This window comes from Streptosporangium sp. NPDC051023, from assembly GCF_040689595.1.
Lineage (GTDB): Bacteria > Actinomycetota > Actinomycetes > Streptosporangiales > Streptosporangiaceae > Streptosporangium.
Map to the genome: position 1 here is coordinate 1 of NZ_JBFBCE010000147.1, position 13,013 is coordinate 13,013.

Annotated in this window: 6 protein-coding genes; 1 reads left to right on the forward strand and 5 read right to left on the reverse strand. The window is 69.4% G+C overall.

Annotated elements, in window-relative coordinates:
• Positions 1 to 474: 474 nt before the first annotated feature.
• From AB0395_RS46120 to AB0395_RS46135, 4 genes are all read right to left on the reverse strand, one after another.
• On the reverse strand, positions 475 to 3,507 hold the full coding sequence (locus AB0395_RS46120) for a GDSL-type esterase/lipase family protein (RefSeq protein WP_366294063.1): 3,033 nt from the start codon (positions 3,505 to 3,507) through the stop codon (positions 475 to 477).
• 633 nt (positions 3,508 to 4,140) lie between these two features.
• Positions 4,141 to 4,368: a hypothetical protein gene (locus AB0395_RS46125; protein ID WP_366294066.1), complete on the reverse strand. Its 228-nt coding sequence runs from the start codon at positions 4,366 to 4,368 to the stop codon at positions 4,141 to 4,143.
• A 240-nt stretch (positions 4,369 to 4,608) separates the two neighbouring features.
• On the reverse strand, positions 4,609 to 7,377 hold the full coding sequence (locus tag AB0395_RS46130) for an AAA family ATPase (RefSeq protein ID WP_366294069.1): 2,769 nt from the start codon (positions 7,375 to 7,377) through the stop codon (positions 4,609 to 4,611).
• Between the two features lie 345 nt (positions 7,378 to 7,722).
• Positions 7,723 to 9,276: a GMC family oxidoreductase N-terminal domain-containing protein gene (locus AB0395_RS46135; protein WP_366294072.1), complete on the reverse strand. Its 1,554-nt coding sequence runs from the start codon at positions 9,274 to 9,276 to the stop codon at positions 7,723 to 7,725.
• A 146-nt stretch (positions 9,277 to 9,422) separates the two neighbouring features.
• On the opposite strand from AB0395_RS46135, the gene AB0395_RS46140 reads away from it, so the two are divergent.
• Complete coding sequence (locus AB0395_RS46140) at positions 9,423 to 10,064, forward strand: TetR/AcrR family transcriptional regulator (RefSeq protein ID WP_366294074.1); 642 nt, start codon at positions 9,423 to 9,425, stop codon at positions 10,062 to 10,064.
• Between the two features lie 845 nt (positions 10,065 to 10,909).
• Here the strand turns inward: AB0395_RS46140 and AB0395_RS46145 are convergent.
• The gene (locus AB0395_RS46145) at positions 10,910 to 12,496 is read right to left on the reverse strand and encodes an alpha/beta hydrolase (protein ID WP_366294077.1); all 1,587 of its coding nucleotides are present in this window, start codon (positions 12,494 to 12,496) and stop codon (positions 10,910 to 10,912) included.
• Positions 12,497 to 13,013 lie beyond the last annotated feature (517 nt).

Here is a 13,013-nt window from a genome sequence, read left to right on the forward strand (position 1 = left end):
ACAAGCTCGTCCCCGCGGGGTAGCAACACCCCTCGGGCGGCCCCCCGGCGGCGCGCCCGCCACTCAGCCCCCCCCCCCCCCCCCCACCGACCTACTTCTTGATGTTCGGCCCCGGCCTCTGCTGCTTGTCGAACCGGGACTGGGCCTTGCGGTCCAGGCCGTCACGGATGCTCGCGCCGGCGGGGTTCCTCGGCGTTGCGGATCGCGCCCAGGTGGCGGCGAAGCGAGAACGGATACGGCTTCAGCTCCCCTTCGACGAAGGCCTGCTCACCCTTTCCGAACCGGCCCGCCGGTAGCCGCGCCTGTTCTGCCGGGTTCCCTCGCCCGCCCCGGACCCAGCCGGGGCGGGCAGCCTCCAGGTTGTCTCGCTGACGTTCGCGGGTTCTTCGCGCGGCGCGTAAGGGGTATCGCGAAACGTCGTTCGTTTCCCACGCGATGACGTCACCGGTCCCGTCACCGCGTGGGGAACGCGCCCTACGGGTGGAAGGTGGTGAAGTAGTCCGCCGGGAGCTTGTTGAGCCAGGCGTGCATCACTCCGGTCCAGCCGATGCGCAGGAAGTCGGCCTTGCCGTCCCCGTCCACGTCGGCGAACTGGACGTCCTTGGACGGCACCTCGGCGTCCCCGGCGATCTTGCCGATGTCGCGGTAGGTTCCGCCCGACCCTCCGGGTCCTTCGTTGAGCCAGGCGCGGGCGCCGCCCTTGGCGGTGATCAGGATCCGGTCGGCGCGCCTGTCACCGTTGATGTCGGCGTAGCGGATCTCCCGAGGTTCGGCCAGGGGGCCGCTGATGTTCTGGGGAACCTCCCACTCCAGGAACTTACGGCCGTTCTGGACCTGGAAGCCCTTGTTGTACCAGGCTTTCACCGAACCGTCCGCCCTGATCAGCAGGTAGTCGTCGCGGCCTCCGCCGGTGACGTCCGCGAAGCGGATCTTGGTGTCCGAGGCGATGGCCAGGCGGTTGCCGGTGGAACCGTTCAAGAAGACATCGGCCTCGCCGTCGTACTTGTTCATGCACATGCGCTGGCCGGAGGGGTTGTCGGCCTTCCAGGTGGAGACGTCCATCGCGCCGTTGAGGTAGACGACCATGCAGTCGGGGAAGCCGTCACCGTCGACGTCGCCGAAGCGCAGCATGTTGCCCACCGCCCCGGCCTTGGGGGTGTAGGCGTTCTGCCCCTGGGTGAAGGGGACCCAGTTCGTGCCCGAGGGTCCGCCGTTCCACCAGAACCGGAACTTCTGGTCCGTGTCGACCACCACGAACTCGGCCTTGCGGTCCTTGTTGATGTCGACCATCCAGAACCGGCTGTTGGAGGGGAACTGCTGGGACTGGATGACGCCGCGGTCCTCCCAGCCCTGCCCCAGCCTGTTCGGGTTGGACTCGCCGGTCTCCGTGCCGTCGCCGCGGTCCTCCAGACCGCAGGGGTGGTTCGTGGCGTCGGGGGCCGGGGGGTTCGCCTTCCGGATCCAGTTCTTGGCCTTGGCCTCCGCCGCCGCCTTGGCGAACGCGTCGGCGATCTTGTGGTAACCCGGGCCGTTGGGATGGATGCCGTCGATGGTGACGATGTCGGAGGCTTCCAAGCCGGTGATGTCGGCGTAGACCACATGCTTGCCGCGCGCGACGAGCCGGTCCACCAGGCCCGGAACCTGGGCGCTGAACGCCTCGCTCCGCGCGTTCCTGGCGGCGTCGTGGAAGGGCTGGAGTCCCGAGACGAGGACGGTCACGCCCGGGGAGTCGATGATGACCTGCTCGATCAGATCCTCAAGCCGCTCGATGGCGGTGTCCATCTGGTAGTTCTGGACGACGTCGTTGCCGCCGGCGATCAGGGTGATGAGATTGGGCTGGTAGGTCTTGACGGCGCATTTCGCCTTGTCGGCGATCTCATGGATCTTGAGCCCCGGCCAGCCTTCGATGTCCCGGTCGGCCATCGTGCCCACCCGCACGGAGCCGACCCAGTCCACTAGAGGCTCAGGGCGGCCGGGGCCAGGGCCGGGGTCGAACAGTTCTCGTAGTTCCTCGTCGAGTTTGTCGCGGTACCCGTTGCCGTCCGGGCTGCGCTCACCGAAGGTGGTCGAGGACCCAAGTCCCATCGTACGCACAGAGTCCGCGGTCTCTCCGGTTCCGGTGCCGGGTCTGTCGGAGATCCAGTCCAGCGTGACCGCCTCGACGAGGCCGTTGTGGAAGGCATCGGCGATCTTGTTGCTTCCCTCCTCGTTGGGGTGCAGGCCGTCCTCGGCCACGTCGTCGATGCCCAGATGGTCCAGCGAGATCAGCATGACGTGCTTGCCCGCGCCCTGCAGCTGGTCCACCACGTCCGGCAGGCGCCGGTTGAACGCCTCGATCCGCGCCCGCAGGCCCGCGTTGGAGACCCAGGGAAGGGTGGCCACCAACACCGTGACGCCGGGGGCGTCCTCAACGATCTGGTCGATCAGTTGTCCCAGCCGCTCAGGGGCACCGTCCGCGTCGGTGCCGTTCTTCAGGTCCTCCAGGCCCGCTATCAGCGTCACCACGTTCGGCCGCCAATGCGGAACGGTGGTGTGCACCCGCTCGGCGAGTTGCTGGATCCTGTAGTCGTAGCCTTCGTGGTCGGGGTCCTGCCCGCCTCCCGAACTCTGGGAGCCGACGAAGTCCAGGGTGTCCCGCTTCGCCACCACGGAGCCGATCACCGCCAAGCTTGCGAAGAGGAGCGCCTTGTACGAGAAATCATTGAATTCGTTGGTCAGGTTGCCCATCGGCATCAGGGACATGTCCACCGGTTCCGCGGCGGCCCGCATCGTGCCGAAGCGCACCGGCCAGTGGTCACTGCCCCGGTCCTCCTGCACGGTGGGGCTGCCCCAGTTCTCGTTCTGGACGTTGGTGACCATGTAGTCGAGCTCGCTGCCGCTAAAGTGCGTGGGCCTGCCGGCATGGTAGACGTTGGCGTCTTCGGGAAGATCAAGCTGGCCTATGGTGGAGGGGTCGCGGTTGAAATCGCCGAGTGCGACCCAATGCCTCAGCCGGGAGTCCGGCTCCGCACGTCCTGCGATACGGCGTACCAGCGCTCCGGCGTCGTTGCCACCCCCCGATGCGGCGTGCACGGAGGCGAAGAGCGTCTGGTCCAGGTAGTTGACGACGCCGAGCGCGTCCCGGTAGACGCTGTCGATCCGAAAAACATTGCTCGCCGCCCACCTGGTGATCATTCCGAGGTTGCGGGTAGGCTCGCGCAGAATGTACAGGTGGACTTCAGGAGACCTGCCGTCGTACTGCCACTGATAGTGTTCGACGCCATTTATGGACCGCCGCGTAGTCAGGTGGCCGCCGGCACGCGGACCGGTTCCCACCCCGGGAAGGCCTTGGGGGACTTCCTGAAGCGCGACCACGTCATGGGTCATGGCCAGGTCATAGGCCCGCTCCCAGCGGGACGGCCCGGCTGCCATGTTCCAGGTCGCCGCACTGCGATCGCCGGGGTTTGACGCCTGCGCGGTGCCCTGCAGAGCGGTGACGAATCCGCAGACCAGCGCAAGGCTCGTCAAAACCGCGACCAGAGGGTTCGGCCGGTTCGCTCTCGCCCGCTGGTCGGCAGGCGTCGGCGGGCCTGGTGAACGCGACCACGCGACCGGCACGGCGTATAACGTCTTATTCAAGAAACGGCCCTCCTATAAGGGGCGGCGTCGCGGTGCCACACAATTCGGCGGCCCGCGACGGCGAACATGTCACGGACGTGTGAGAGCCCGCTCTTGGCTCTTGGTCAGGCCGGGCGAACTTGTCGTTGTCGGGAGCTCTGACTTCAGGGGATAAAGGTAGGCTTGCCGGTTTGTAATCTGATTGTCATTGACAGTTCTGGCAGAGCTTTGATGACTGATTCACCACTGTGCGACAGCCAGGATCCGCGGTCGTATGCACAGTCGGCCCACCATCAGGTCAGGGGCGAAAAGGGACGCACGGCGGGGCAGGCTGGCGCCGAGGTCCAGACTCAGCCGGATGTGGCGGGCGCGAAGTGGCGCGGACCGGTGATGGGGGTCGAGCAGCAACGGGACGGCCAGTGGCGTTGGCGAGCCATTGGGGCTCGGGTTATCGCCACTCGCCGTTCCGATCCGGAGAGCGTCGGACAGGCGAGCATCTTGTAACGGTTCGATCGCACTAGGTGATCCGCCTGTTGGTTGGCTCTACTTTGCGGGCATGCCGGTGGAGTTCTTGACCGATAGTGAAGCTGCTGCGTACTGGCGATTCGCGGGCCAGCCGTCGCGGGCGAATCTGGAGCGGGTGTTCTTCCTGGATGACGAGAACCGGCACAGGTAGCCGTTGGGGCAGTTGTCCCAGTCCATTTTCCTGGCCTGTGCCAGGGCCGCGGTGATCGCCATGGTCATCGCGCAGGCGACGACCATCATGCTCACGCCAAGGTTTGACGCCTTTTCATGCCTGTTTCTCCTGTCTCGATTTCGATGTCATGCGCCGCTGGCCTTCACTGCCCTTACGTCTGTGCGGCCCGTGGGGCGAGGGGAGGGCGCGGTGCGGTGTTCGTGGTTCTCGTCTCGCTCGAAGAACGGGCGGGCACCGTCACGGTAGGGGTCGGCGCGGGGGCGGCGCTTCAGTCGGTCGACTTAATCCGGCCGATTACGTCGGGTCGAGCCGGGTTAAGTCGGCTCGCTTCCGGTGCCGGGGCCGTCCAGCAGGTCGCGGATCTGGGCGCGGGAGGTGATGCCCAGCTTGGGGAAGATCCGATACAGGTGGGCGCCGACCGTGCGCGGGGACAGGAACATGTGCTCGGCGATCTGGCGGTTGCTCAGTCCCTGGGCGGCCAGCCGGGCGATGCGCGTCTCCTGGACGCTCAACCCCGCCGGCGTGGAGGGGGCGGGGTCGGCGTGCTGCGCCCCGGTGGTCCGCAACTCGTCGCGGGTCCGCTCGGCCCACCGCGCGGCCGACAGCCGTTCGAAGACCTCCAGCGCTCCGTTCAGATGCGGCCGGGCATGCAGGGGCCGGCGTCGGCGGCGCAGCCACCGCCCGTAGTCCAAGCTGGCCATGGCCCGTTCGAACGGCCACCGCCCGCAGAGCGGGTCCTCCAGCGCGCACTGGTAGTACTCCTCGGCCTGCGTCGGCTCCGCCGCCAGCAGGGCGCGCGCGTGGTAGGCCAGCATCCGCAGGCGGGGGGTGCCGCCGCCCTCCACGATGGCCGCCACGGTCTTGGCCGCCGCGGCGGCGTGCTCGCGGTGGGCGCCGCGGCCGGTGCGTACCGCGGCGGCGGCCAGGTCGGCCACCGCGTACGGCGACAGCAGGTAGTGGACCGGCCTGCCGTCGGCGTCGAACACCTTGTTCAGGTGCTCGTAGGCGGCGGCCGGATCGTCGGCGTCGACCTCCAGCATGGCCAGTGCGCGGTGTGCGCGCACGCTGATCTGCCCGACCTCCTCATAGCCCGCCTCCAGGGCGGCGATCAGCAGAGGGCGGGCCGCCGCCTGGCCGCGCAGGGCGGCGAGGGTGCCCTGCAGGACGCGGCTCAGGGCGAGGTTCACCCCGGGATCCAGTTCGGCGGCGAGCTCGGCCGCCAGGTCGGAGGCTTCCTGGGCCTGATCCCACAGGCCCGCGTCCAGGCAGGCGCAGGCGTGGTAGAAGATGCCGATGCCGAGGCGGCGCGGCGCACTCCCGGCCGCCGGGGCGGGTGGTTCGGCGAGCAGGTTCAGCGCTTGGTCGGTCCGGTCGGTGACCAGCGCGAGTGTCCCGGCCATCATCCGCCGCATCGGGTCGCGTTCGTGGTGCCGGACGGTGTGCGCGATGACCGCCTCGGCGAGGTCTTGCCGGGTGAGCGGATCGGGCAGGATCCGCGCCCAGACCTCCTGCACGTCGGCGGGGTCGGCCGGCGCAGGCAGGCCGGCGGTCAGGCGCAGCACCCGTCGGCGGTGCTCGGCGGTGCCCGATGACAGCAGGGCGCTGGCCGTCGTGATGAGCGCCCATCGCTCGTTCACCGAACGACCGCCCGCCAGCCGACCGGCCAGCGGGATCAGTATGTCCAAGGCTGCGCTCTGCCTCCCCTGATCGGTCAGCGCGCAGCTCTTGACCAGCAGCGCCGACGCCTGCACCTCCGAGTCGCCGCTGAGCGCGATCGCCTGCTCGCTCAGATCGAGCATGTGGTCGATCAGGTCGTTCAGCCATGCGTGCTGGGCGGCGATGAGTAATCGCTGCGCTTTGAGGGCTGGATCGGGGGTATTGCCCGCCGAGCGCTCCATGGCCGCCAGCGCCTCCACCGTGGCGCCGCGCGCCAGCGCCCGCTCGGCGGTCACCAGCAGCTCGCCGGCCAGCTCCGCGTCGGGGGCGACGGCGGCGGCCGCTCGGTGCCAGACGCGCCGGTCGGGATCGGCGGCGACGGCGGCCAGCGCCAAGTGAGCGGCCCGCCGGTCGGCGAACGGGGTGGCGTGGCCGACGGCTGAGCGCAGCAGCGGGTGCCGGAAGACGATCCTGGCCCCGTCGCCGGTGTTCTCCACCCGGATCAGGCCCTGCCGCTCGGCGGGCACCAGGGCCTCTAAAGCGAGCCCGTCGCCGGCCTCCAGCAGGGTTTGCACGTTCACATTGCCGGCCAGCGCGGCCAGAAGCAGCAGGCGCATGGTCTCGCGGGGCAGCCCGGCCAGCTGGGAGGCGTACAGATGCCCGAGCCGCTCACTCGGCGCAGGTGTCCGCATCGGCCACGATGCCGGATCGACGGCGTCGCCCGCCGCCTTGGCCAGCTCGATGATCGCCAGGGGGTTGCCCGCGGCCTCGGCCAGGACACGTTCGCGCAGATGCACCTTAGGCGCGCCCGGCTGACGGGCCAGCAGCCGCCGCGCGGCCTGCGGAGCCAGCGGCCCGACCTCGACCACCTCCAGCCCTCGCTCCCACCCGGGCGGCGGCACCTCACCGCGAGCCGCGCCCACGAAGGCGATCGGCTCACCCGCAAGACGGCGGGCCACGAAACCCAGCACCCCCAGCGACGCCCGATCCAGCCAATGCGCGTCATCGGCCACCACCAGCAGCGGCGTGCTCGCGGCGACCTCCGACAGCCGGTTCAGCACCGCCATGGCCACGGCGAACCGCTGCGGCGGACCCGCCCGCTCGGCCGGGGAGAAGACGGCGTCCAGCACGGCCGCCGTCCCGCCGCCCAGATCGTTCGCGGCGTCGAGCACCGGATGCAGCACCTGGTGAAGACCCGCGAACGGCAGATCGCTCTCACTGCGATCCCCGGCCGCGTACAGCACCCGCCGACCGGATCGCACCGCCTCATCACGGACCGCCCGCAGCAACGCGCTCTTGCCGACGCCCGCGGCCCCCAGCACGACCATCGCCCCGGGCCCGCCGCACAGGTTCAGCAGGCCTGCCAGTCGGCCCTGTTCGCGTTCTCGCCCAACGATCGCCTCGTCGTCCGGGTGCTCTTCGGCCATGTCACTCGCCTTGCCCTTCCCAGCGGGTCGGCTCCGCGTGCACGGTGCTCATCCTGTGTCGGCGCGATCAGCGCGTGGAACCGGCGGAGCGGGAGGATGATCGTCCCGCTCGCCGGAATCGCCCGTCCCTCCACCACCGTGGAACAGGCGAGGGAAGGTCCGGCCTCGGAGAGTGCTTCCTGGGCCGGTGTTCGTTTCCCAGCCCATTGGATGCTCGATCCGGGGAGTGGCTGTGTCGGGAAGCCGGAGAGCCTGATGTCGACCGGTGGCGATGGCCAAGCCTCCGACGATCCGTTAACGCCATTGGCCGTTCGGCCGCTGCTCGTGTCCCGCGCGGCGTCCCGGTCAGGTGGCGGCGCGGGTGATCAACGGGGTGGCCCGTTCGGCGATCATGATGGTGGGGGCTTGGGTGTTGCCCCGGGTGATGGCGGGCATCACGGAGGCGTCGGCGACGAACAGCGCGTCCAGGCCGCGCACCCCCATGGTGGCCGGGTCGACGACGGCCCCGGCGTCGGTACCCATCCGGCACGAGCCGACCGGGTGCCATTCGCTGCCGACGTTGCCGTCGATCCAGGCGTCGAGGGCCTGGTCGGACCAGTCGTGCGGGCTGAGCGCCTCACCGCCGGTGGCCTTGGCGAGTGTGGTCGTGCGGAACAGGTCGCGCGCCCGCCGCAGCCCGGCCCGCAGCCGGGCCCTGTCGGCGTCCTTGTCCAGGTACTTCGGGTCCGCCAGCGGCGGATCGGCCGGGTTCGCGCTGGCCAGCCGTACCGTCCCCCGGCTGTCCGGGTCGAGCAGGCTGACCGCGCAGGTGACGACCGGATCCTCGATCAGGGTCATCCCGGCGGTCATGCCGAGCAGCGTCAGCGTGAACTGGATGTCGGTGGTCGCGCAGCCGGGATCGCTGCGCAGCAGGGCGGCGGCCTGGGTGAGCGAGGCGAGCGGGCCGCGGCGCAGGAGGCGGTAGTCGCGGAGGTCGTACTCGGTCAGCGTGTTCCACAGCGGGCTGCCGTCGGTGACCGGCCAGACCGGGGTCGCCATCGGGTGGTCCTGGAGGTTCGCGCCCACGTCGGGGAGGTCGCGGACGACGCGGATGCCATGGTCGCCGAGGTGGTCGGCGGGGCCGATGCCGGAGAGCATCAGCAACTGAGGGGTGCGCAGGGCCCCTGCGCAGAGCACCACGCCGCCGTGGGCGTGGATCTCCGCGTCGCCCACCCTCACGCCGACCGCGCGCCCGTTCTCCGCGATGACCGAGGTGACATGCCGCCCGGCGGCGACAACCAGGTTGTGCCGGTCCCAGGCCGGCGTGAGGTAGCCGTCCACGACGCTGTGCCTGCGGCCGTCGCGGATGTTGCTCTGGATCAGGCCCACGCCCTCGTCGGCCGGCCCGTTGAAGTCGTCGAGCAGCGGCAGCCCGTACTCGACGCCGGCCGCCACGAAGGTGAGTGGCATCGGTCCGGCGTCCCGGACGGAGGTGATCGCCATCGGGCCGCCCACCCCGTGCCAGGCGTCCGCCCCCCGGTCGTTGTCCTCGATGGCGCGCAGAACGGGCTGGACGTCATCCCAGCCCCACCCGGTCGCCCCCAGCGCCTGCCAGATGTCGTAGTCTTGGCGGCGGCCGTGGAACCACGCCATCATGTTCATGCTGCTCGCGCCGCCGATACCGCGCCCCTGGGCCAGCCCGATCCGGCGGCCTCCGAGCGCGTCCTGCGGGGTGGTCAGGTCGCCCCACGACGTGGGTCCGGCGAGTAATTGGAAGGCGTTACCGGGGGTACGGGCCTCAGGTTCCGTGCCGGTCGTCGTACCGGCTTCCAGCAGCAGCACCCGGCATCCGGGATCCTCGCTCAGCCGCGCCGCCACCACACATCCGGCGGTACCGGCCCCCACAACGATGAAATCCACCCCAGTGGGCAATGTGTCGCACTTTTGCGGCATTCCCGCGCCTTCCCTTCGAATGCGATTAGCTGAACCCATGCTCTATTCAACTGAGCCTAACTCATCTGAATATAGTTCCACTCATCTCACTGAAGGGGTATGGTCCGGTAATCATGTCTGCCTACATTCAGAGCCGCCGCGCCGACTACGCCGAGGCCACCCGCCAGGCGATCATCGACGCGGCCCGCACCCTGTTCGCGAGCAAGGGGTTCTTCGGCACCAAGGTCGACGAGATCGCCAAGGCCGCCCGGGTGGCCCCGGGGACCGTGTACGCGGCGGGCGGCAAACACGGGCTGTTGCAGATCCTGGTCGATGAGTGGGGGACCGCCCCGATCCTGCGCGAAAGCCTCGACCGGCTCGCCGCCCTGCGCGACCCCCACGAGATCCTGGCCGTGGTGGCCTCGGCCAGCCGTACCGTACGCGAGGCGCATGGCAGCGTCATGCGCGTCCTCATCGCCGCCGCCCCCCACGACGAGGCTGCCGCCGAAGGCTTGCGCAGCTCCACCGACCGCTATCGCGGGACGTTGACGGCCGTCGCCAGACGCCTGGACGAACTCGGAGCCCTCGCCGAAGGCATGGAGGTGCAGCGCGCGGCGGACGTGCTGTGGTTCTACTTCGGCTACAACGGCTACTTCACCCTGACCGAGGACAACGGCTGGTCCTTCACGGAGGCGGAGGAATGGCTCCGAGACCGATGCACCCGAGCCCTCCTGGATCCCCAGCCTCTTCCTGGTACGGCAGCCGCCATTCGTTAGTTGACCCGGATACAGGCGGTGGTCAGGCGCACTCGGCGACGGAACCAGCGGGCGCGGCTCGATGGCGGGGACGGGCCGGCCGGGCAGGGCGCGCAGGTGGGTGTCGGCGGCGCCGACGGTATGCGCATAGTGCTCCAGCAGCCGGTCTGTGACCTGGGCCTGCCCGTCGTCTTCGGCACGCGGGCAAGCGTGCTCGGCGGTGTGTTCGCGGACCAGGTCGTGCATGCCCCACCGGCCCGGTCCCGGGCTGGTGATCAGGTGAGCCGCCGCAGCTCCCGCGGCTCCCGCCGGGTCCGCCCTTCCTCCTGCCCGGCCAGGGCGGCCGCACTTTGCCGCGGGTGCTGATCTTCTCAGAGAAGACCGGGTCGCAGCCCGCCTCGGCCAACGCGTCGAGCCGGCTCTGGAGCTCCTGCTGGGCCGTGGAACAGCGGGCGTAACCCACCCTGGTCGGCTTCGCCACGGCCTGCGGCGCCGCAGCGCCGATCGCCGGTGTGATCGCGGCTCGCACCGAGGCACGGTTGATCAGGCGGGAAATACGCGGGCAAAGTCCGCCTCAGAATGACCGAGCTCACATGCCGTTTCCGCGACAGCGGCTGGAGGAGCGCTCGTCAAGGCGCCGCCTTTACCCCGGAGCGCTACCGTTACGGTGACGGCAAAGCGGCCTTCCGGCCTGCGAAAACGGCAGCCCGCCTCAATCGACTGACCGGTAGGCCAAGTACATGAAGCGCCCGACGCGTGGAGGCACACACCCCGGTCCGGCGGGCGGGCCCGGGGAAAGCAGCTGTGAGCCATCACAGCAACCCCCGGCCCGCCTCAGGCTCCGGTGACGCCACCGGTTCGATGGGTCAGTGACGGGATGCCGGCCAGCCCGGCATGCCGGGCATGCCGGGCAGCAGAGCCGGCGGCGCGGGCCGGTCGGCCGCGTCGGGTGGCGCCACCGGTACGGCCGGGCACCGGGTTCCTCGCGCGGGCAGCCTCAGCGAGATCAGGTAGGCGTCGACGGCGGCCGTGACACAGTCGCCACGGCCATAGGCACCGTGTCCCCAGCCTTCGTAGGTGAGCAGCCGCGCCTTCTTCCCGATCTGGGCGGCGGCGTTGAGCGCCCAGGCGTAGCCGGTGGCCGGGTCGTGCAGCCCGTTGACGATCAGCAGCGGCGGGCCGCCCTTCACCCGCAGGCGATGCTGTGGGTTCGGGATCGGATCCGGTTCACTCAGGCACAGGGCGGTGAGCGTCAGGCTGGTCGGGACGATCCCCATGTCCGGCGCGATGGCCTTGGCGCGGCGGAGGTGTTTGGTGTACTCGCGGTAGTCGCGGATCGGCCAGCGAAAATCCTCGCAGAAGATCTGGAGGGAGATGGACACCTCCGGCTCGGCGGCCGCAGGAGCCTGCCGCGAGTCCGCCGTCTCACTCAGCAGCCAGGCTGCGGAGGCGGGTGGCTCCTGCGCGTCCGCATCCAGGGCGATGAGCAGTTCGGCCAGTTCGTACCACGTGGGTACGTAGCCCGCCCGGAAGACGTAGCGGATCACGTCCTGTCTGGTGAGCGACCTGGCAGGGGTGCCGGGGGCGCGGATCTCGCCGCGGTCGGCACGCTCCAGCAGGCGAGCCCAGAACGCGCGCACGTTCGTGCCGTGCAGCGCGCATCGGGTCTCCCCGTCGCACCACTTGACGAACTCGTCGAAACTGTCCTGGGCGAACGTGGCCCAGCTGTAGAGGTAGGGGCCGGTGCTCAGGCTGTGGTCCAGGTTGCTGTCCAGGGCGAGGGCGCGGATCCGGTGGGGAAACAGTTCCGCGTACATCTGGCCGACCAGCGTGCCGTAGGAGAGGCCGTAGTAGGTGATCTTCTCCTCGCCGAGCGCTTCGCGGATCGCGTCGATGTCGCGGGCCGCGCTCACGCTGTCGACATGGTCGAAGACCGGCCCTGTCCGGGCACGGCAGTCGGCGCGCAACCGCTTGCTGTAGTCGAGCCAGGCGTCGAACTCCGCCTGACTTTTGATGAGCGGGTCGGGGAACTGGGACAGCAGCTGGGCCGAGCATACGATGCGCCCGCTGTCCTCCACGCCGCGGGGGTCGAACCCCACGATGTCGAACCGGCGCTTGAGCTCCGGGCTGAAGTTGTTCAGGGAAATCGCGTAGCTGACCCCGGAGGAACCGGGGCCGCCGGGATGCAGCAGCAGCGAGCCGATCCTGGCCGCAGGGTCGGTGGCCTTGAGCCTGGCCACGGCCAGGTCGATCGTCGGCCCGCCGGGGTTGTTCCAGTCCACCGGTACGGCGAGTTTGCCGCACTCGGCGGAGGGGTTTTGCGGGCACGGTGTCCAGGTGATCGTCTCGGCGGGCGCCGCTGGAGCCGCAGGCGTGGCCTCGGCGGGCACAAGGGGGGACAACGTCATGAGAGCCGTCAGGGCGACGGTGAGCAGTGAAACGGTTCTACGCACGCGATCTCCAATCACAGGCTTATGCCGATGTCCTCGGCCTCCCGATTCTTGACCGGTCGATATTCCGCGACCATGGTTAAGAATGACGAGAAACGTTATTTCATTTATAGATTTCGTTCTCAGGGTCAGCGTTACTCTGAGACCGTGGCCGCCTTTGGTGGTCGGTCATCATTCACTCGTGGATGCGTTCTTTCAACAACTGCTGCGCGAGGGGCTGTGCAGGGAGACGATCAGGCCGCATGCGCCGAGCTGGAATCCGTCTTGGCGGCCCTGCCCCCAGACAACCGCCCAACACCTTCAATCACCGCCTACGACGAACTACTCAGGACACCACCAGATACCCCGGCCTGATCGTTCCCACGGTTTCTCCCGGTCTCCGTCTCTGCCCGGCCTGGCAGGGAGCGGTACGGCTCAGTCGCCTCGGGTGACGCGGGGGCCATGCCGGCTGGCAGCTTCTTTCGTTTGCCGTGCTTCCCGCCTTTCGCTTCGTGTCCGTGTCGCACGACCGCCCGCTACC